Source organism: Arcanobacterium hippocoleae (assembly GCF_031456295.1).
In the GTDB taxonomy this organism is placed as follows: domain Bacteria; phylum Actinomycetota; class Actinomycetes; order Actinomycetales; family Actinomycetaceae; genus Arcanobacterium_A; species Arcanobacterium_A hippocoleae.
In genome coordinates, this window is the sequence record NZ_JAVDUJ010000001.1 from 1,709,614 (window position 1) to 1,732,222 (window position 22,609).

Consider the following 22,609-nt stretch of genomic DNA (forward strand, 5'->3'; position numbering starts at 1 on the left):
TGTGACGTGAAAAATCGCAGGATTCGCCAGAAACTCGTCGTCTCTTTGGCGGCGCTTGGTTTGCTATTTCCAAGCATTCTGATTTCTGGGGATGCAAACTCAGCGATTGCAGCACCGAATGATGCTAATTCTGCTCTTGACCGGACGAACCGTGCAGCTGGTGAAACCCGCGCGCTCGCAGATGATCGCGCTGCTGGCAATCCCCTTGCTGGAGATTATATTGTTGGCGGGAAAGGCGATCCCTGGCCGCGTGATGTAAATAAGCCTTTCGATACGAATACGGTTGATCCGCAACAGAAACTCAAGCGTTGCCAACGCTCAAAAATTGCGTTGATGTTTGATTTTGCGCCTGAATATACCTGGGAGACGATGGGCGGTATTTTCACTACTGGGGCTGCCATTAATACACGTCGTGTGCCGAGAGAATCCGATCGGAAAAATATTCCTTCAACGCAGGATGTACGCAAGATAATCAATATCGGTGGAGATCCGAAGCGGTCTCTCCGGGAAACTACTTATATTGATATAAACGGCAGATCCCAGACGGAGAGAATAGTTCGTCGTACAGATCAAGCTGATCAGATTCTTGACATTGTAGATAAAGTAGCTGGCGCGCCTGTCGATTTAGGCATTTACACTTTTGATAAGTTTAAAGCTACTGGTTGGATGAATGGCGGCAGAATTGTTGGTGGTCACGCATCGGGTAATACTCAGGATATTCCTGCGACCCCGCTTGATACTCCGGATGGTTATGAGACGATTGTAAATAAAATCAAGTCACTTGATGCTACAGAAGATGGGGATCGCCGTAGAAGCGGAGACGGCTCGAATTGGGATATGGCAATTCAGAAGGTCTTGCAAGATTCCTGGGATATGGTTAACAGCGGTCAAACACCATATTCAGATATTTTCCTCTACGGCCCTATGTGGACAGTTTTCGAGGGTCCAAATGATACGAGAGTGAACGAAAATAAGGTTTTAGAAAAGCTAAATAAATATTTTCAAGAATTGAGCCTGATGGGTACAGATATCCATTTTGTAGCAGTTGGTCCTGCTGGAAATAATGCAAAATGGAAGCTCGAAAAAGCCTTTGCAAATCTCGAACGGCGCATTGATGAACGTGGTACCGTCGTACCAATTACTGATGGTAAAGGTCGCGCGATCCCAGGCAGTGGTGGAGATACGTCTTCTGATAGAATCATCTTCCTAACTCACAATCCCGGTGGTTACGGTATTGGCTTTACGTTTGATTACAGCAATGGCGCGCACGCGCAGAATGCTACGATTACCGGCAAATTTTCCGAAACGATTGGCGATTTATTTTACCAATCTCCGTGTGTTTCAGTGCGCAGCGAAAAAGTGGATGGAGAATTTAACCATCTCGGTCCGCGTGCAGGTGCTACTGTAAAATTTGATGTTAACGGCGTTAACCAACAAATTAATGCTCCTCTCACTACGAATGAATTTGGTGCTGCCGAGTTTCCAACGATGGCAATGGAAGAGCAAAATGGTCGGTTAATTGATCGTTTTCAATTTCTTGGGATGAAGCAGCTCGATCCTACGAATCCGCAAAGAGATTTTCTTACCACTGCATTCAACGCTAAATATCCGGGTAAACCGCCGTTGCGGTGTATCGGATATTCCCGAAATCAAAAGCCGAAAGATATCACCAATCTTGTCATTAAAAGTATGGGGAAAGAGGCAGGCTTAAATGTTGGCGCAAGCGGGCACGGAATAACTGTTGGTGCATCATTTGCGAATCATACTGGAGCTAATCCTGATTACACCTATGTGAAGTGCGCCTTCTATTCTCGTCCGATTGAAGAAATTAAATTCAATAAATACGCGGATGTGGCTCCTTCTGCGCTTGGCTACGATATTTCTGGTGCCGAATTTAAGGTTGGCTATACTTGTAAAGATCCGCTCGATATTGAGCGCGGTGGTCAAAATAATGGCAAACCGCGTGTCTATCGTGGATATGATTCCAATACAGGGAAATCAAATGTAGATAATTACAATATCAATGGCGGTCTGCAAGATAATCAAAAGCTGCCGAATCCAGCGAATTTCAAGATTCACACGAAAGTGCAAGACGAACTTGAAATACCCCTTTATCCGTTTGAGAAACGGTCAACTACTGCTGGGCAGCCGCAATCAATCGAAACCCAGTATTTGACTGGGCGCGATAAAGTAATTACCCGTGCACCGCTCGGCACTGTCTGTAATTTTGAAGAGCAGGTAAAGCTGCCGCCAAAATTCGATTGGGAATCCTTCCGTTACAAAGAAAATGAATGGAATACGACCACCAATGATGAAGAAGGCGTATACGATAAGCCTGAGCTGCTCGCTTCCGTACCGGCAGATAATCTTTTCGATACGAATACTGAATATCGTGCTATAGCGGGTGTGAAAGTCACAGATAAAGTGACGGGGAAGTTGCAGGGCAATACGCCGATTACTAATCCGCGTAAATATGAAAGCGCATTAATGTCTATGCCTGCGGCTTCTGGGAAAGCAGCATTGATTAGATCGCAAACTCATTACACTGCCCAAAAATCTGCAATCACGGCACGGGTGAAAGTTGATCTTCCAGCTGCTTTGCAGAACGCGCAACTGCCAGAGCAAATAGCCGTCGGCTTAAAGTGCCGTTATATGCCTGACCCAGCAAATCCGCCAGAAAGCTTGGTTGGTACTCTTGACTACCCTGGCACTGGTGATCTTGCCGATAGTATTGTGCCGCTGAAGCTCGTAAAAAATAATGCGGGTGGAACTGATGGCTATCTTGCCATTAGCGATAGTAACAAAAACAAATTCTTCGCAGTAGGCACACATTGTTTCGTGCAAGCCAGCACGGAACAGATTAAAGCATTAGCAGATGCTGGTGTGGCACGCCCGCAATCTGGTGGGCAAAATATCCCAACGATGGATGAATGGCTTTCTGCGAATCATCAGGGATGGTCGCTATCAAATATGACGCTCAACTCGGATATGTGCCAGGCGGATTATGCAGATTATTATCAAAAGCATTTGATCCGTAATGTGCCGGGCGCGAAAGACGTGCGCGTACCAAAAACTAATGGCGACGGCTCCTTAGTATTTGAAAATGGTAAATTACATCAAAATCTTTACCGAAATGGGCAGCCGCTCCCAATCGCGCAACGCCCAGATGCGCCAAAATGTAGTTCAAATACGATCTACGTGCCAGTTGGCGATCAAGCATGGCGCGAAGATCGCGATCCGAAAAATACGGATATGCAGTTGCGCTTGCAGTTAAACTTCAAGATTGATCGCGAGCCAGTGACGTTCAAAGTTGATCAGCAACTCACCGGTGAAGCAGCTTTCCGTGGTAATAACGGATCCTTCCCGTGGGAGCTTTCCTGTACAGACCCAGCGAACGCAAATAATAAGGTTGATCTAAACGGTGACGAAGAAGCTGGCACCGATAAAAATCTTTCCTTCACCAAAGGCAAGAATGATGTGAATAATAAGTTCACTGTACCGGCGAATCTTTCCTGCACGCTCAAGCCGAAGCTCGATTCGATCACTGGTATCGACAAGCCCAATATGCTGAAGATAACGGCGAATCAGGTGACATTTGAATCCAGTGCAGAAAAAGCTAAAAATCCACTGAAGGTAACGCACAATCTGGAATTTAAGAAAGCGGATTTAACCGTCTCACACACTTCAGACGTGAGCGCAATGGAATCTGCCCATCAGCAAGAAATGCGTGATTTGCTAAAGGCTACTACGATTCAATGCCGTTTCCCGTGGAGTCAAGACGAAGCTGGTAAGCCGAATACGAAATCATACACTTATCCAGGGACGGATTTTCCAAACTCTCCTGCTTCCGGAGAAGGGAAAACATGGAAGATCTCGGATCTGCCGGTAGGCACTGTGTGTTCACATGAATCTACTACAATAGTGAGCACTACCCGCGCATCAGTAACTAATGAGGCACAGCCGAATGAAGTTACGATTGCCGAAAATCCTGCATCAAATAGGATTGCAGTTACCAGCACATTCAAACCGCTCGTCGGAGAAGCAAATGTTTCTTTGGTATTGCAAGCAAAAGGCTTTGCGCTTAGTGATCCCGTGGCTACAGCTATTCCAAAGCAGCAGACTGCTACACTGCGATGCGGGGCAGAGCCAGTAAAGACGGTGAACCTGAACTTTGCTGATGGCGTTTCTACCGCAAACGGTAATGTGAAACTGCCGGTCGGCACGGAATGTACCTTAACGCTCAACTCCGGCACGATCGCAAATAAGGCGCTCAAACTTGGGGCGATCGGATTCAATAGCACCGGGCTAGATGCAGGTGTTTCTACTTCAACACAAGGAAATACCTATACTTTCACCACTCCCGCAACAGCCGATGCAGGATACACGATTCAAATCACGGCACCATACTCGCTGAACACTGTGCGGCTGCAAGCAACTGTGAATACTTATGCAAAACAGCCTGCTAATGCACGCGGCGCTGCTGAGAATTGGCAGAAAGCATTTGCGGCACGTAATGCTGCTGCGCAAGTGAAGGTCACAGCGAAATGCTATTACGGCGCTGATCCAACTGATGGTGCACTTACCCTAGAACGTACTACTATTGCTAATCCGAATGGGACTTTCGCTACCGTCAACTTCAATAAAGAAGTTGGCGTGGGCTGGAAGTGTGAATTTACCACGAATGTGAATGGGCAAAGCGGCGAGCCAGCGAAAGCACTCAAAGTAGCTGGCGCAAATCTGCTCACCTCGCCTGACGCAGCGATTGCCAGTGGGGCGCAGCCAGGTTGGAGTGTAACTGGTGTGCAGCCCACCACCGGCACAGAGCCACTTACTTCCGCGAAGTTCACGGTGGGTGAGCAAGCGATTAACGCCACCTATAATCTGGGCTACCAGATGCAGGGCGCTACCGTGGGGATGAAGAAGAAGGTCGCTGGTGAAGGCGTATCGCAAATTCTTGCTGCGAAACTCTATGCTGTGGCATACAAGTGTACTTTGAATGGTCAGACGGTAGTTGATGATACCTGGTACAACCTATCGCGTTTCAACCTTGGCGCTGTACCAAACTTCATGCAAGGTTTACCGGCTGGTGCTGACTGTACCTTCAAAGAACTAGCACATGCTACGAATCCGCAGGATCAAAGCGATCAAGGCGCGATCATTGAAAATGCGAAATGGAGCATGGCTTGGTCGGCTACTGACGGGCCGATGGCACGCGACGGCGAACAGCGGATTCCACTCACTGAAAAGCCTGTTACTGATAAAGATTCAGGCAAGGCAACCGGTGAAAAGGAAATCACAATCACGCTGCCAAAGGATCAGCCAGCAGCAGGAAACAAGTATCTTTCCAAGCAATGCCAGGATACTCCGCAAGGGATCGATCCATTGAATTTGCAGATCAATTCCGATGCAAGTGCGCTCCAGAATTGTAATACGGATAATGATGCGAAAGCCTATGGGAATTATAATCAGGCTGTAGCGCCTTACGTACCACGGAAACTGCCGGAGAACTTCTTTGGCACGCTTTCTCCGTTGAATACATACAATTTTGAAAAAACGAAGCTAATATTCGAGAAGAAGTTGAGTGGCGACGGAAAAGCACTTGGCGCAAATGATAGTTTTGGTGTGCGGGTGCGCTGCTATGTGAAGCAGGATGCGTCCACCAATATCGGCGGTGTCGATGTGAATACCAATCAGTCGAATTGGACATTCACTGTCGGCGGTAATAGCGGGTTGAAACCGAATACGCAATTTGGGAATACCGCTGATGAGCAGCGTTTGATGCGCGAGATCCCGCTCGGATACACCTGCGAGATCGCCGAAGACAAATTTGAATCATATGATGCAACTACTTCCACCGCACTGACTGTGCAACGGCAGGTAGGGGAGAATGCTCCGACGGCAATTACCGACGCTGATTTTGCGATTGCTTCGCAAACACCTGCTGAAAATGAAGCATTCAAGGCAAGTTTCCCGATCACGAAGAGCCTTGTTGGTAGTGAAAATGGAAAGCAGATCGCATCCTTAATCACCTTGAATAATAAGTACACTCGTGAACGTACCCCAATGGTGTTGGGGCAGATGATGAGCAATCATGATCAGTTCAATTTGCAAAAGGAAGAGCTCGGGATCAACAATTACGTGGTTTCCTATGTTTGCGAAGATCCAGTGTTGAAAGAAAAGGTGAGCGGCGCAGGTACAGCTACGGCTGCCGAAGGCAAAGCGGTAGTTTATCAGGGCGTTGTAAGCTTGCCGGCGAATAATACGCCTCCAGCCGGAAGCGAAGCAATCAGTTTGGCACGGATCCAAGTGGATAATCCTGAGTTTCAGGCTGGCGAGCCGGAGTCTGCGCAAAATCAGCGGCTGATTGATTTGCCGGTAGGCTCGCGATGCAGTTTCGTGCAGCATAATCCTGGATACACTTTGGGAGCTACTGCTGAGCCGGCAAACCCCTTAGACAAGTTCAAGGCTGGCGATACGCAGCTAGTGCGGCTAGATTCTCGCGTGGAGCATAAGATCAACGGCAAGGGGATGCCTGATAATCCAGCTAAGCGAATCCTGCTGAAGGAAATGGCGAATATCAATGATCCAAGTGCAGCTGCTGTGCAAAATATCGAGTTGGCAGCGGTAGATCCGCAAGCTGCGGAAAATAAGCGCGGGAACTTTGTACTTTTCAATAATTCGTATTATGTGCCGCGTGTGAACTACAGTTTTGCTACCTATCTGGAGGGTCTTGAAGGTGGTGCACAGTTAAATGGCCGTGCAGTGGATTTGCATAATGTGGCATTCAATTATGGATACAAGTGTGAGCTTCCATCTGGTGCGAACGGCGCGCCGTTAATCCCGCAACGGTTGATGAAAGCTGGCGGTTGGACGGTGAAAGCGAATCAGCAGCCAGGGGAAATCAATGACATCGTGAATACTTTTGCTACTAAGCCGAATCCGGCTCCTGCTCAGCCAGGCAAGACGGTGCCACTTGAGAAAGCCACGAATTATCATACGTTTGCTCCGCTGCCAGTCGGCACTGCTTGTGAAGTGCGCCCAATGGCAGAAGCTGGTGCGAGCACGCCGCTGCCGAAGCAGGCAGTGAATCTACTTGCGGCAAGTAATTTTGCGGCAGAACCAAGCGTGATCGCGAATCCGCCGCAGGAAGTTCTTTTCGATGCAAGCAACAATGAACTTCTTTACAACCCCGAATTTGTGTCGATTACTGAAAACGAAACCGGTGTAGCAGTGAAAACGCCTTTGCCGCGGGTCACTTTCGGCACGGATTCAGTGATTGCGCTTAATGCAAGTACGCCAATGCAGGTAGTGGGATATCAGGTTTACGATCGCGAAGCAGCTACTTTGCCGACTACCGGGATTGACGGCTTCGGATTGTACGTGTTGTTACTACTAGTTCCGTTGTTAGGAGGCGCCGTATATCTCGTATTTCGCCGGCAAGAACCTTAATGGTGGAATGCAGGCAGGAGCTTCCCGCATTGGGCAGCGTCTAGTAAGTTCAAACAACTAAAAAGTTTTGGAAAGTTCAATATTGATCTGAACTCCATATTTTGAAAGGAAAAAATAAATGAAAGCGAAAGGGTTTAAGCGCACTCTTGCCGCTGCCGTTACCGGTGTAGCGCTGATGGGCTCATCCATGGCAGCCTTTGGTGCACCGCCACAGCCGGATCCAACTCCGAAGGCGCCTTGGGTTCAAGGTGAAGATAGCCGCACTGGCTCAATTACGATTCATAAGTATGAAGTGGGCGATAAGATCAATGCGACCAATGACGGGCGTGAGATTAAAGGAGATGCGCTTGCGAATCAAACTAAGCTCAATGGTGTTAAATACAAGGTTACTAAAGTAACATCAATTGATAAAGCGCCTGGCAATAATGTAACTCTAGATTTGACTAAGTATAAGGATTGGAATGAACTTGCAACTTTGGTGAATAAGTTGAACAAGGATCCCAATTCTGCAGATGTACATTTGGAGCAAACCAGTAAAGAGTGTACAACGGGCGATACGGCACAATCTCCTGGTGAATGTAAAGTAGATAATCTCACGATTGGTTTCTATAAGGTAGAAGAAATCGATGTCTCAAAAGCAAAGCGAGAAAATGAACAAACTTTGCTGAGCGGTTTGACTAAAGCTGCCCCATTCTATATGACGCTGCCAATGGCGATTACCAAGGATCCTGCAACCACTGCGGATGGCGACAAAACTGCAAACTTTCTTTATACCACGCATATCTACCCAAAGAATCAAGTTGCTAAGGCAACCAAGAGCTTCGTAGATGAGCACAAGGGTGTGACACAGCCAGGTGATAATGTGGAATATCAAGTTAAAGCCACAATTAATAGCGATAACGCAGACACTCTCAAAGGATTTGCAATCTACGATCAACCAAGTACACATCTCTTTGCGCCAGTTGATCCACCAGCTGCAGTGGGTAATGATAATGCAGCAGAGACTGTGAAAAAGGTAGAAGTACTGAATAAAAACGGTATCGTGATGCAAGAGCAGACCTTCTCTTCTCCAGATGATTACAAAGTAATTTATGCTGATAGCTGGAGTGATAAGAACGCTACAGCTCCCAATAAGACCGTTTTTGTGAAGTTCACCGATGCTGGTTTGAAAAAGTTAGCCGCTGCAAAGAAAGCAGATCCTAAAGCGGAAGCCAGTGTCACCTTCAAGTTTACCCTTGATCCGCAAACTGCAGCAGGTACGGAAGTTACCAATGAAGGTGGTTTCATTCTAGGTAAGGCAACCGATCCATGGGGCGGCAATGAAAATGATCCAGAGCCACCACAGAATCCAGAAGACACAGTGCCAAATGATCCAAGTGATGATCCGAGCTTAAAATTCGATAACTTCGTGCTCACCAAGAAAGATAAAGCAACAGATAAAGTTCTTAAAGGTGCAGAATTCTATCTCTTTGATGCAAATAATGAAGTAGCGGCAAAGAAGTGTGCAGAAGATGCAGCTGTAAACGTAGCAGACTGCAATAAGGCACTGAAGTTTGGTGATAATAGTGCGAAGAAGTTTATCACCGAGCAGGATGGTACCTTCAAACAAAATCTGGTGAATGGCGTGTACTATCTCGTTGAAGTAAAGGCTCCGGCAAACTACATTTTGCCATTCGAGCCACAAAAGATTGACATCAAGAAAACGGTAGGCGGCAACTACAACTTCACTGCAACCGCATATAACGTCTCTGTTGCTAGTGGCGATGAAGGTAGCTGGTTCACCCTCCCAACCACCGGTTCTACTGGTGTAGTGCTTATCGTGCTCATCGGTGCAGCGCTCATTACCGCCGGTGCTGTGATCTTCTTCGTGGCAAGCAAGCGCCGCAAGGAAGAAGAAGCAGTAGCATAAGCTACTTTCAAAACTAAATAACCTGGAGGCGGAACGGGATCAAATCCGTTCCGCCTCCAGACCGTCAAAAGCAAAACTATCAGCCAAACAATGCTGCAAAAAAGAGGCAATCTTGAGCAAAGATCTTTACCACCAAATCTTCTCCGCCGAAAGCCCCGAAGAAACTTCGGAAATGCTTGCCGAAAACACAAATAATGCAGCAGCAAACCACACAAGCACACCATCCCGCAGCCCCCACCGGATTGGCAGACACGCAAAAATCACTACCAGCACTGCAAATACGGAAAACACGCTGCAAGATGTAACCCAAGATCCGGCAGAGCCAAAAAAGCGCCGCTGGAAAATCGACTGGCCCGTCACCCTCGCCGTTACCGTGGTGCTCCTAGGGATCATCCTCATCAGCTATCCGGTGATTTCAAGCGTCTGGAACAACGATGTACAGCGCCGAAGCGTAGAAACATACGAAAAATTCGTGAAAAATACGCCCGTCCAAGAACGCCAAACCGCACTAAAAACCGCCCAAGAATACAATGCAAAGATCGACGGAGTACCCGTCTTTGAACCCCGCCTTTCGTTCGTGCGCGGCTACCAAGAATATCAAGACTACCTGCGCCTCCTCCACAGCGGTGACGGCACGATGGCAGCCCTCGAAATCCCGAAAATCAACTTAAAACTACCGATATACCACGGCACAGACGACGCCACCCTCCGCCGCGGATTAGGGCATCTCTACGGCTCAGACCTGCCAGTCGGCGGGCAAACCCGCCACTCCGTGATCACCGGACACACCGGAATGGTAAATGCCACCCTCTTCGACCGTCTGATCGAACTACGCAAAGGCGACGAATTCTTCATCAAAGTCCAAGGCGAAGAACTCGGCTACAAAGTAAGCCAAATCAAAACCGTCACGCCAAAAGAAACCTCCACACTTGTGCGGGTAAAAGGACGCGACCTCGTCACATTAATCACCTGCACCCCATACGGAATAAATTCCCATCGCCTCCTGATCACTGCCGAACGAGTAATTCCAACACCAAAAAATACGGGTGCCAGCGGCACGCCATTACCAAGCTGGATGTGGTTCTTAGTAGCAGGCGTACTGATCGGCTGCCTCGTACTCGGAAGAATGATCTGGCTACTACTCAAATTCAAACGCGAAAAGCGTGAAAAACGTGAAAAGCGCGAAAATTACGCAAATACGAATCCAACAAACACTCGGTAAAGCTGCACATAATTTGCGCCGAATCAGGAGCAAAAGCTACACTACACGCCGAAAAAATCAGATCAGAGAATGCACCAGCAAAAGCTGGATCAGGAACTAAAAAACTAGCTCAGAAAAGGTCTAAAGCCCCTCAAGCACTTTTCGCCCCCTTGATAGGATAGCGGAACTGTCAGACAACTGACGTCTGACACATTACGCAATGAAGCGGAAAATACGAAAGGTGCAAAGATGCTCCAAATTTTGAATACGCGAAGAAAATTCTCGCGTTTTGTCGCCTTAATTGGCGTTGCGATTATCGGCAGTGCCGGAATGCTGCCAACTGCGGCGATCGCAACAAATACAACTGAAGATACACCCACAGCAGCTGGTGCAGCTTCGCCACCGCCGCGCCCAGCAATATCAAGTTTTGAGGTGCAAAATCCTAAGGAAGGGGGATTTGCGGAAGGAGATACGATCAGGTTCCTCGTCACACTAAAAAACGATACGGAGAAAGCACGTGCATTTGGCACACACAGCTCGAATCTCACGAATGCCACTTGCCGCTGGTGGAAGATCGCGCCAAATGAAACAAAACGAGATTGCACAATGCCATATCACAAGGTAACTGCGCAAGACGTCGCACTTGGCTCATTCACCCCGCGAATCACCTGGATTATGCGCGATAGTGCATCGCATTCTGCCGCTGGAGTGAACCTTGCCGAAACCGTTGGCGAACCGATTCCGGTAGCTGCAAAAGTAGCAGAAATTTCAGCCCTGACAATTACCTCAGGTACCGGGAAAACCGCCTACAAGGTCGGTGATAAATTCGGCTACGAATTTACGATCAACTCACTTTCCAAAGCACAAATCACGATCACCGGCGCGCAATGCCAAAAACAAGTGCTTACACCAGGTGAGAATACCCGCTGCACCGGAAGCTACACAGTAAATGCTGCGGATTTACAGCGCGGATCAGCAGAAATAGTTGCCACAGCAACCGTTGCGGATGCACGCCGTCTTGTAAACCTCAGCAAATCTACACAAGTAGCTGTGCCCCGAATTTGGGAGCAAGCCACAGGATTCAAAGCCTTCAACGCCGATCCGCGCCTCGCCCCCGAAATCTCTGAACTAACCTATATTGACCGGCACACGGATCAATACAATATTCGGATTCCGGCACTCACCACAGATTCCAATGGAGATCTGATCGCTGCATACGATTTGCGCCCACTGGGAGGTCAGATCCGGCAAGGCGGAGATTCGCCAAACGAAAATTCGATCGTGCAACGCCGCTCCACCGATCAAGGAAAAAACTGGGGGCCACGTACCGTGATCGCACAAGGGAAAGTTGCCGGTGCAGGCGAGCGCTATGGCTGGTCTGATCCGTCATACGTGGTTGATCATACAACTGGAGAAATTTTTGCTTTCTTCGTTGGATCATTAGACGCAGGCTTTGGCTACAATCCAAACTATGCAATGAATCCTGACGGTACAGTAAATATTCATCACCGCAGTGCAATGAATTTTACAGTCGCCAATTCCAAAGACAACGGGCATACCTGGCAGCGGCGCACAATCACCAACGAAGTACTCGGATCGCGTGCGACACAGGTGCGTGGATGTTTCGCCACCTCTGGAGCGGGAATCCAAAAAATGCATGAACCGCATAAGGACCGGCTCATCCAGCAAGCTGCCTGCCTTTTCCCCAATGGGCGGTTCAAAGCCCTCTCCATATTTTCAGATGATCACGGGAAAACCTGGCAAAGCGGCGAATTCGTATCTGATAGTGAAGGCGCCAATGGAAACTCATGGAACTTCGACGAAAACAAAGTGACAGAACTCTCCGACGGACGGCTGATGCTCAACTCGCGAATCCCGAAAGGCTCATACGGGCAAGGGTATCGCTTGACGGCGATCTCCAGCAACGGCGGAAAAACATGGGGTGAATACAAAATCGACCATGCGCTGCAAGATTCACAAAATAACGCACACCTAATGCGCGCCTTCCCAACAGCAAAAGCAGATACCCTCCGAGCAAAAGTATTGCTGTTTTCAAATACAAAACACCATTGGGAGCGCAAAGACGGGCATGTGTCGATGTCATATGACGACGGCAAAACCTGGCCGGTATCAAAACAAATCCGTACCGGCATGACCGGCTACACTGTGATGACCCCACAAAAAGACGGGAAGATCGGATTACTGATGGAACCTGCTGGATTTAACGATATTGCTTATCTTAACTTCACCCTCCGATATTTGACGGATAATCTTCCGTTCGAGGCAGCGATCCCAGGTACACAAACGATCCGCATCGCTGACGGCACGCCAATGAATCCTGCCCAAATCACCGTCAACGGAAATGATCCAGTACTTGCCGATCACTTCGCCATCACCGGGCTTCCTGCTGGATTAGAATTTGATCCGCGCACCGGCACGATTACTGGCACGCCAAATCTGGGTAATGCTGCCGAGCAGCAAATAAACCTCCAGGTAACTTTTACGGAAGCAGACGATGGCACGGGAATCCCCCGCCAGGCAACAGGGATAGTGAAGCTGACGATCCTCCCTGCAGGAGCAAACCCGAATGATTCAGCATGGAAAATACATAATCTTGCCACCGCAGATTACCAGCAGCTGAAAGCGCGGCTACAAGATGAAAAACCAATGAATTGGCTTTTCACGGGTGATTCGATCACACACGGGGTAGTGCACAGCAATGGTTTGAAGCGCTTCTCGGAATATTTTGAAGATGTGCTCCGCACGCATTCCATCCTCTGCCAAAATCGGAGTAAAGATGTAGTGCTCAATACCGGAGTTTCTTCCGCAACCTCATCGTGGATGGCACAATACTGGGATAGTTTCGTAGCGCAGCGGAATGCGGATGTAGTATTTATCACCTATGGAATGAACGACGGACGTGCCAATAAACCCGTCACAGATCTTGCGCAATTCAAGACGAATCTCAGCACAGCAATAGACAAGATCCGGGAATCTGGTGCCATCCCAATTCTGATGACGCAAAATGATACCCGCCAAGCTCAGGCAAATAAAAACCTGAGCCCATACTTTGCGGCAGAACGTGAAATGGCACGAGCAAAGCATGTGATGATGATCGATTACAATTCGTGGTGGCAAGAAAACGGCGATGGCGGTGCAAACACGGCATGGATGAATGACGATCTGCACCCGAACCAAATCGGGCACCTCAATTGGGCAAAATTTATTTTGCAGGAATTGGGATTAGCTAAAGACGCGCGATTAATGGCAACAGCGCAGGCGCAAGTACCTGCCAGCGGCACAACCGTCAAGACGAGGATTCAATCCTTCGCGGGTGCTTCCGGGCTTAGCATCAACGGCTTAAAATACGCTCCGAAAAAGAATTTTGACGGCTCGGCGGCAGATCAAATAACTGCGGGCGTGCCGGAAAATACGGCAGCGAATAATGGCAATATTACTGTGCGATTCCGCATGGATGAGGCCCGTAACGGGGTGAACTATGTGCTTGCCGCGCTTGAAGATGAACAGTCGGCGAAGGTAGTTACCGTTGGCGTGTATAACGGTGAAATCCGGGTCGGGCGCGATCTGGGCAACGGGCAAAATTATGGATACTACACGCGCGGAGGGGCAAATCCCGGTGACGGAAACTTCCATATTGCATCAATCAATTATGGGCAAAACGGTTTAACGATTTATCTTGACGGGCAAAAACTTGCTCCGATTTCCGGATGGACCCAGCCGCCGTCGTTCTTTGCAGCAGACAAGCTCACAGTAGGCGGATTTGGGCGCTCCTATTCGGCGGGGCAAACATTCTCGCATTTGAAAGGGGCGATCGATTACGTTGAAGTCTACGGGCAAAATCTTACCGAGGAGCAGATTGCTTCACTCGGGAATGATGCAGCTCCGGTTGCTGCGCAGTTGCGAAATCTTTACGCAAGTACTCAGCCGCAAATGTGGGCATTCCTGGGAGGCGCCACAACTCAAGGCACATTGCCAGAAATTTCGGCAAAGAATTACGTGCAAGCATTCGAGGAAGTAGTTCGCTGGGAATACCGCAGCAACCCAGCAGGGATGCGCATGAAATTCGTGCAAAATGCAGGGCTGAATGGATTATCGGCGAAAGATTTGCTTGCGCGATATGATGCGGTGATTGCTGCGCAAAATCCGAATGTAATGGTGATTTCCCCGGATGTGAAATTCAAGAACAAACTGGTGGAAACTTCCGTGGCTGATTTTACCGCACACATTTTAGCGCTCGTGGAAAAAGCTACGGCAGCCAATACCTACGTGATCTTGATGAGCCCGGCACAGCTCGGAGCAGATATCGCTGAGTATGCGCAGGCACTAAAGCAGATCGCGGCAGAAAAGAAACTGACCTACGTGGACGGGTATGAATGGCTTGCTGCTGTGGCGGCAAACAATGCTAGTGGGGTAGTTGCGCAAGAATGGTTTGATGCAAATTCATTCATGCGGGCAAAAGGGCAAATCGAACTGGCGAAGCACTTCATGGGTGTGATCCAGATGCTTCCTGAGAATCTTGGTACTTCCAAGATTTGGGCATTGAATTACGACGGCGACGGCACGCCCGCTACGCTAAACGTGCCTGATTACCGGCAGGGGGAGTGCCCCTCAGAAAATCCGGTGCAGCCTGATGTAAACCCGGGGCAGCCTGGTGGAACTCCAGATCAGCCGGGTGGGGATGTAGATCAGCCGGGTGCGGATCCGGCACAGCCTGGTGGGAATGTAGATCAGCCGGGTGCGGATCCAGTGCAGCCTGATGTAAATCCAGTGCAACCTGGTGGGGATCAGGCACAGCCTGATGTAAACCCGGCACAGCCGGGCGGAACTCCAGATCAGCCGGGTGTGGATCCGGCACAGCCGGGCGGGAAGATCGGATCGAGCGAAGCTACGAAGCCGGAGCAGAAACTGAATCTAAGCATTGCCCCGATACCGTCGCTAACCTTGCCGGACCAGCATTATACTCATCCGAAACAAGAACTGGCTGCAAGCGGATCCGCAATCTGGCCAGTAATTCCGGCGCTGCTGCTCATGCTTGGGACGGGCATGATGCTCACCTTGCAGCTGCGTTGGAAAGATCAACGCAGACGAGGTGGAAATTGCGCTAGTAAATCAGCATAAAACGTTTCCAGATCCTGCGCAGATATCGTAAGATAGAAGCGATAAAGTGAAATGAGGCGAGCGCCGGATTTGCACGGCCTCGCCTCATTTTCGAAAACTGGAAACAAATGGAAACTCCTTGCCGCGCAATGCGTGTGCAATCGAAAATGAAACTACCAAGTTCAACGGTGAATCACAGTTGAACCCAGTGAATAAGCAGCGCAAATGCAAAGCTGGGAGCAGCCGTCAGCCGTTGAAAATCCAACTCCATACAAGAGAGAGTCAACGAGGACGGAATGAAACTTTCGATTGAAGGAATTCGCGATACTGCAAGCTACGAAGCAGCCGGCGTGGCACTGCCAACGTTTGATGTTGCACAAATGCAGGAAGCTGGCAAAGCAAACCCGCGTTGGGTACATATCGGCCCAGGAAATATTTTCCGTATTTTCACCGCGCGCGTAGCACACGATCTCCTAGCAGCAGGGCATCATTGGCCAATCGCTGGCGTGATCCCGCTTGATCCAGCTGAACTTGATACCCAGCTTGCACCTTTCGATTTAATGACTCTCGGAGTCACCTTGAATCCAGACGGTAAGCGTGAAATGAAAGTCATCGCCGGGATGAGCGAAGTGGTCGCCACCCGTCGTGAAGCAGATTATGCGCGTTACCTTGAGCTGATGCGTGCGCAAAGCGTCACCCTGCTTTCCTTTACAATCACCGAAAAAGGCTATGTGATTGAAGATTCATCTGGTGCACTGCAAGAATCTGTAGTTGCAGCATTTACAAAAGACCCACTCACCTATCATCCAAATACGATGGTGCTGGTAGCAGCAGGGCTGTATGCACGTTTTACGGCAGGGGCTGCACCAATCACGCTGCTTTCCACCGATAATTTCTCGCATAACGGCGATAAACTCCGCAAGTCCGTGCTCACAATCGTAGACGGATGGGTAGCTTCCGGAATGGCAAGTGCAGAATTCCGGGAATATGTAGCAGACGAGAGCCGGGTAGCATTCCCGATCTCCGTCATCGATAAGATTACGCCGCGCCCGAATCCGTCAATCGCCGCCGAACTTGCCGAGCTCGGATTCACTGATCTAGAAGTGCAGACGGTTGGGCGTGCAGCATTCGCTGGTTTTGTAAACGCTGAGCCAACAGAATACCTGATCATTGAAGATAAGTTCGCAGCTGAGCGTCCGCCATTTGAAGAATTTGGCGTGCACATCGTAGAACGCCAAGTGTGTGACGATTTTGAGAACATGAAGGTAACCACCTGCCTGAACCCGCTCCACACGGCACTTGCGATCTCCGGAATGCTCCTTGGCTTCCCAACGATCGATGCTGAAATGCGCGATGCGGCACTGGCAAAAATGGTCAACCGTCTTGGCAGTGAAGAAGGTCTGCCAGTAGTGGTAGATCCAAAGATCGTTACGCCGCAAGACTTCCTGCGTGAAGTACTTGAAGTACGCTTCCCGAATGAATACCTGCCAGATTCGCCAGCACGTATCGCGATGGATACTTCACAGAAACTCCCGATCCGTTTCGGCGAAACAATCAAGAAATATCAAAGCCGTGGAATGGATCTTGCGCAATTGCAAGTGATTCCGCTGGTTTATGCACTTTGGGCACGTTACCTGCTGGGTGTAGATGATCAAGGTGCCACGCTCGAACTTGCCTCCGATCCGCTGCTCGATGAGCTCACCGCACAAATGAGTGCAATCAAGCTCGGCGAGAGCGATCAGCAGTTGATTCATACCACGCTTGCACCAATCTTTAGCAACCCGCAAATTTTCGGTGTAAACCTCTACGACACCCCGCTAGCTGCGAAAGCCGAAGCACTATTTACTGAAATGATTACCGGAGCAGGCGCAGTACGCTCCACCATCGATAAGGAGATGAACTAAAAATGAAGATGACCTTCCGCTGGTATGGTGAGGGCTTCGATCCGATCCCGCTCCAGTATATTAAGCAAATTCCAGAAATGACGGGCATCATGGGCGTGCTCAACCAGTATCAGGCTGGAGAAGTATGGGAAGAAGCTGAAATCAAGAAGCTTGTAGACCAAGTGAATGCTGCCGGTCTTGAATGTGAAGTAATCGAATCTGTAAACGTGCATGAAGACATCAAGATGGGTCTGCCAAGCCGTGATCAGTACATTGAAAACTATAATAAAACCCTCGAAAATCTCGCTAAATACGGGATCAAGACGGTTGTATACAACTTCATGCCAGTATTCGATTGGCTGCGGACTGAGCTTGCTCACGAAACTGAAGACGGCTCAAACTGCCTCTACTATGATCACGCAGACGTAGAAGGAATGACGCCACGGGATATTGTTGAGCTGACTGCAAAAGAATCAGGCGGATTGACGCTGCCAGGTTGGGAACCGGAACGCCTTGAACGTCTCGACGAAGTAATGGCGCTCTACGAGGAGATCGATCACGCGAAAATGCGTGATAACTATCGTTACTTCCTGGAAGGGATTATCCCAACGGCAGAGAAGGTCGGGATCAAGATGGCATGCCATCCAGATGATCCGGCATGGGATCTCTTCGGTTTGCCACGGATTTACCGCAACCGGGACGATATGGACAAAATCGCGAAACTGTACGATTCGCAATACAACGGTTTCTGTATTTGCGCCGGATCTCTTGGCTCAAATCCAGAGAACGATGTGCCAGCGATTTTCCGTGAATTTGGTGAACGCGGGCTACTCAACGCAGCACACGTACGCAATGTGAAGTACTTGAGCGAGAAGAAGTTCCACGAAGCACCGCATCCGTCATCCACGGGTGAACTCGATATGCATGCAATCATGGAAGCAATCTACGATACAAGCCCAGATATTCATATCCGTCCTGATCATGGGCGAATGATTTGGGGAGAAACTGGCCGTCCAGGTTATCCGCTCTATGATCGTGCACTCGGTGCCGTATACCTCGGTGGGCTTTGGGAATCAATCACAAAGTTCAAGAACCGCTAAAACATTTCGGATCGCACGCGTGAGAATCGCGTGCGATCCACGCAAAATACTACTTTCTCGCCCAAATCATCAAATAAAGAAAAGGAATCCCCATGGCAATCCCGTCTCCTCAGCCATTCCTTGCTGAGAACCCAATCGTGCCAGTGGTCGTACTTGACCGTGTAGCAGATGCACTACCTACAGCGAAGGCGCTTGTGGCTGGTGGTATTAAGGCAGCCGAAGTGACCTTCCGGACTCCAGTAGCTGCTGAATGTATTGCCGAAATGGCAAAATATCCAGAAATCACTGTTGGTGCCGGTACCGTCACTACGCCTGAGCAGGCTCGCAAAGCAGTCGAAGCAGGTGCGAAATTCCTCGTTTCTCCAGGCTTTTCCGCAAAAATTGCAGATGTGGCTGCCGAACTCGAAGTGCCATTCCTACCAGGAATTGCAGACCCAAGCGATATTATGGCGACCCTCGAATACGGGCTAGATACGCTGAAATTCTTCCCGGCAGTACCACTCGGCGGGCTTCCGTTGATTAAGGCAATGGCAGCGCCATTCCCACAGTTTAAGTTCATGCCAACTGGTGGGATCGGGCCAAAGAATATTGGTGAATGGCTCAGCGAACCAATTATCGCTTCCGTCGGCGGATCGTGGATGGTGACCAAGCAAATGGTAAATAATGCAGAATTTGAAAAGATTACCGCGCTTTCTCAGGAAGCGATGGAATTAGTAAAGGAGTATCGCTCATGAGCGCAATTGAAATTCGCCCGGCAGCAGAGTGCCGCTACGATATCGTTTCCCTCGGTGAAGTGATGCTTCGCCTCGATCCAGGTGAAGGCCGGATTCGCACTGCACGTTCCTTCCGTGCATCTGAAGGCGGCGGTGAATATAATGTAGCACGCGGTTTCCGTCGTGCATTCGGCAAGCGCGCAGCGATTGTTACCGCACTGGTGAAAGATGAAGTTGGCCGGCTCGTAGAAGATTTGATCCTGCAAGGCGGTGTGGATACTTCTTTCATTAAGTGGGTTGAATCTGACGGTGTGGGGCGCACAGTGCGCAATGGCTTAAACTTCACCGAAAGAGGATTCGGGATTCGCGGTGCCGTCGGGAATAATGATCGCGGCAATACGGCAACAATGCAGATGCAGCCGGAAGATATTGATTGGGAATACTTATTTGGTGAGCTTGGCGTGCGCTGGTTCCACACCGGCGGCATTTATGCCGCGCTTTCTGAAGAAACTGCGGCTACCGCAAAAGCGGCAATGCAGGCAGCGAAGAAGTATGGCACGATCGTTTCTTTCGATCTGAATTATCGCCCATCGCTGTGGAAGTCTCACGGCGGGCAGGCGCGCTGCCAGGAAGTGAATCGTGAACTGGCAAAGTACGTAGACGTGATGATCGGTAATGAAGAAGATTTCACTGCGTCGCTCGGCTTTGAAGTAGAAGGCGTAAACGAAAACCTTGACAACCTGGAAGTAGAATCTTTCCGGAAGATGATCGAACAGGTTTCCGCAGAATTTACGAACTTCCAGGCAATCGGCACCACGATGCGCCAAGTACGCACCGCGACCGTAAATGATTGGGGTGCTGTAGCGTGGAGCCGTGAGCAGGGATTCGTGCAAGCAATCCAGCGTGACGGGCTTGAGATCCTTGATCGTGTCGGCGGCGGCGATTCTTTCGCATCCGGGTTGATTTACGGTTTGATGGAGACAGGAGATATCGAAAAGGCAGTAAACTATGGCGCGGCTCATGGTGCTCTTGCGATGACCACTCCTGGTGATACTTCGATGGCGTCACTGGAAGAGATTGAGAATGTGATGCGCGGCGGATCAGCCCGCGTGAAGCGTTAAGTAGCGCATCGCTCAAAGAACATAAATGTGCTCCGCACGGAATGAAAGTTCCTAGCGGGGTACATTTTTTTGAGGAGGGGAGGGAAGGAGAGAGCTAATCGGTATATTTATACCACCTTTTTAATATGTATACTTTATGTGGCACTGCTTAATGGGGGGGGGGAGAAACACTGCACTAGACGCTCGAAAGTGTTTTAAGTACGCTTTTATTACGGCTGCAATGGAGGAGAATTTATGTGTGATAAGCGTTTGGCGTATACACGGTCAGGGAATGCGCTGCGGGGCACAATTGTTGCATTTCATGGGGTGACGGATAGTGCCTCATCGTTGATGGATTTAGCGCAGCGATATCACGCTGATTGGGAAGTCATACTGGTAGATACGCTGGGGCATGGCTTGTCTGCGCGTTTTTCTGCAGCAGAGTTGCAAGATCCTTTTGCTGCGATGGTGAAGGCAGCTGCACAAACGCTAGTTGATATTACGAGCCGTTCGCTTAACGGATCAGTTGTGCTGATGGGGCATTCTTTAGGAGGGGCGATAGCTGCTACTCTTGCCGCAAGGTTTCCGCAGATGATTCGTGCGCTTGTGCTCGAAGATCCGGCGCTGCTAACCCAAACACAAGCACTCATGTATCAACAAAATGCCCTGCATCTCCTTGAAAAAGTGCAGCAAACGAAACAGTATCCGTCACCGGCGCTTGAATTATTGCGTGCATCTTATCCGCATTGGTCTGAAGTGGAATATCTTGGATGGGCACAAGGGAAAATCCAAGTAGATCAAGATTTTCTGGCTACTGGGATCGTGGGGACGATAAATCGTGATCTCCTTGCAACCTTACAGATGCCGACTTTGCTCATAACTGGTGATGGGGAAGATGTGCTTTTTGGCGAGCAGGGGATGAAGCAGGCAAACTCTTACAATAATCCGAATCTGCAATGCGTCCAGATTGCGAATGCAACACATACGGTACGCCGTGATCAAAGCGAAAAATTTTATGCTGCCGTTGAGGAGTTCTTTGATCGTGTGATTACCGGGGCAGCGGATTACGCTTACGAGCCTTATATTGATCCTGAGCTTTTGCCCGTCATAGCTGATATTCCAGAGCAGCGCACCTGGGATTTGAAGAAAATGCGTGCAAAAGGGGAAGAGCTGTTAAATAATGTGACGGTGCCTGCCGGTGTTGATGTCACTGTGCTTCGCACGGGGCAGATTGTGAGTAGATTTATCAGCAAAGAAGCTACAAGTGCTAATGCTTCAGTGAAGAGAATTATTTTTGCGATACATGGTGGCGGTTATGTGGCTGGAAAGGCAGCTTTTGATGATGCTCGCAATGCGGAAATCGCGCAACGCTTTAATGCGTTAGTTGTTTCTCCAGAATATCGTCTCGCTCCGGAAACTCCTTATCCTGGGGCAGTGGAAGATTGTATCTCTGCATTACAGTTTTGTTTTGATGAATATCAGAATTTGCCAGTTTATCTGTACGGTGATTCGGCAGGGGCTGGTTTAGTAAATCAAATTCTGCAAAGCGTGAATAAAGATTTTGCGGAAAAAATAAAAGGTCTGATCCTGCTTGAACCTTGCCTTGATGCCAGTATGGGTAGTGCTTCTTATGCAAAATATTCGCAAGGGCCAATTTGGACCCGCAAAGCCGCAGCATCGGCATGGAAGGCTTACGCTGGAAACGCTGATCTGCCAGAGTTTGCTTTCCCATACGCGATGCCACCCGTCATGATTCCCGCAATCCTTTTCGTCAATCCGGTTGACCCATTGCGTGACGAGGCGCTGACATGGGCAAAAACCCAGATTGATCGGGGTGGAAAAGTTTCTGTGTATCTGCCTGCGGGTACGTTTCATGGGGCACTGTCTGTTTCAGGCAGTAAAGTGTGGGCACAAGTGAGCAAGCTGATAGATGCTTTTATTGTGGATACTGAAGAAGGAGATGCTGGTGAGGCTGAAAAATAAATTCGGAGCTACTGATTTATGAGCGCAAAGTTGGCAAAGAAGATTATCTTCTCGCGATGGAAAGAAGTCCGGTAAAAGATCTCGAAATAAAGAGTTTTCCCTGATTTTCCACCACATCATTCAAATAATCATTTGGATACGCTCTCATAATCA

At 49.1% G+C, this 22,609-nt stretch carries 9 protein-coding genes; all 9 read left to right on the top strand.

The window, feature by feature from the left end:
- Nucleotides 1-6 precede the first annotated feature (6 nt).
- The 9 genes from J2S36_RS07240 (at nt 7) to J2S36_RS07280 (ending at nt 22,456) form a co-directional block, all read left to right on the top strand.
- Nucleotides 7-7,449 (top strand): DUF5979 domain-containing protein, encoded by a 7,443-nt coding sequence (locus tag J2S36_RS07240; RefSeq protein ID WP_309956960.1) that lies wholly within the window; start codon nt 7-9, stop codon nt 7,447-7,449.
- A 118-nt stretch (nt 7,450-7,567) separates the two neighbouring features.
- Nucleotides 7,568-9,358, top strand: coding sequence for a SpaH/EbpB family LPXTG-anchored major pilin (locus J2S36_RS07245; protein ID WP_309956962.1), 1,791 nt, complete (start codon nt 7,568-7,570; stop codon nt 9,356-9,358).
- A gap of 112 nt (nt 9,359-9,470) precedes the next feature.
- Entirely contained in the window at nt 9,471-10,580 is a 1,110-nt protein-coding gene (locus J2S36_RS07250) for a class C sortase (protein ID WP_309956964.1), read from the top strand.
- A gap of 228 nt (nt 10,581-10,808) precedes the next feature.
- Nucleotides 10,809-15,698 (top strand): GDSL-type esterase/lipase family protein, encoded by a 4,890-nt coding sequence (locus tag J2S36_RS07255; protein WP_309956966.1) that lies wholly within the window; start codon nt 10,809-10,811, stop codon nt 15,696-15,698.
- Between the two features lie 275 nt (nt 15,699-15,973).
- Nucleotides 15,974-17,581, top strand: coding sequence for a mannitol dehydrogenase family protein (locus tag J2S36_RS07260; protein WP_309956968.1), 1,608 nt, complete (start codon nt 15,974-15,976; stop codon nt 17,579-17,581).
- Nucleotides 17,582-17,583: 2 nt separating this feature from the next.
- Nucleotides 17,584-18,660, top strand: coding sequence for a mannonate dehydratase (locus tag J2S36_RS07265; RefSeq protein ID WP_309956971.1), 1,077 nt, complete (start codon nt 17,584-17,586; stop codon nt 18,658-18,660).
- A gap of 92 nt (nt 18,661-18,752) precedes the next feature.
- The gene (gene eda / locus J2S36_RS07270; protein WP_309956973.1) at nt 18,753-19,394 is read left to right on the top strand and encodes a bifunctional 4-hydroxy-2-oxoglutarate aldolase/2-dehydro-3-deoxy-phosphogluconate aldolase; all 642 of its coding nucleotides are present in this window, start codon (nt 18,753-18,755) and stop codon (nt 19,392-19,394) included.
- Nucleotides 19,391-20,494, top strand: a complete 1,104-nt coding sequence (locus J2S36_RS07275) for a sugar kinase (RefSeq protein WP_309956974.1) — start codon at nt 19,391-19,393, stop codon at nt 20,492-20,494. The genes eda and J2S36_RS07275 overlap by 4 nt, the downstream gene beginning before the upstream one ends.
- A 234-nt stretch (nt 20,495-20,728) precedes the next feature.
- Complete coding sequence (locus tag J2S36_RS07280) at nt 20,729-22,456, top strand: alpha/beta hydrolase (protein ID WP_309956976.1); 1,728 nt, start codon at nt 20,729-20,731, stop codon at nt 22,454-22,456.
- Nucleotides 22,457-22,609 lie beyond the last annotated feature (153 nt).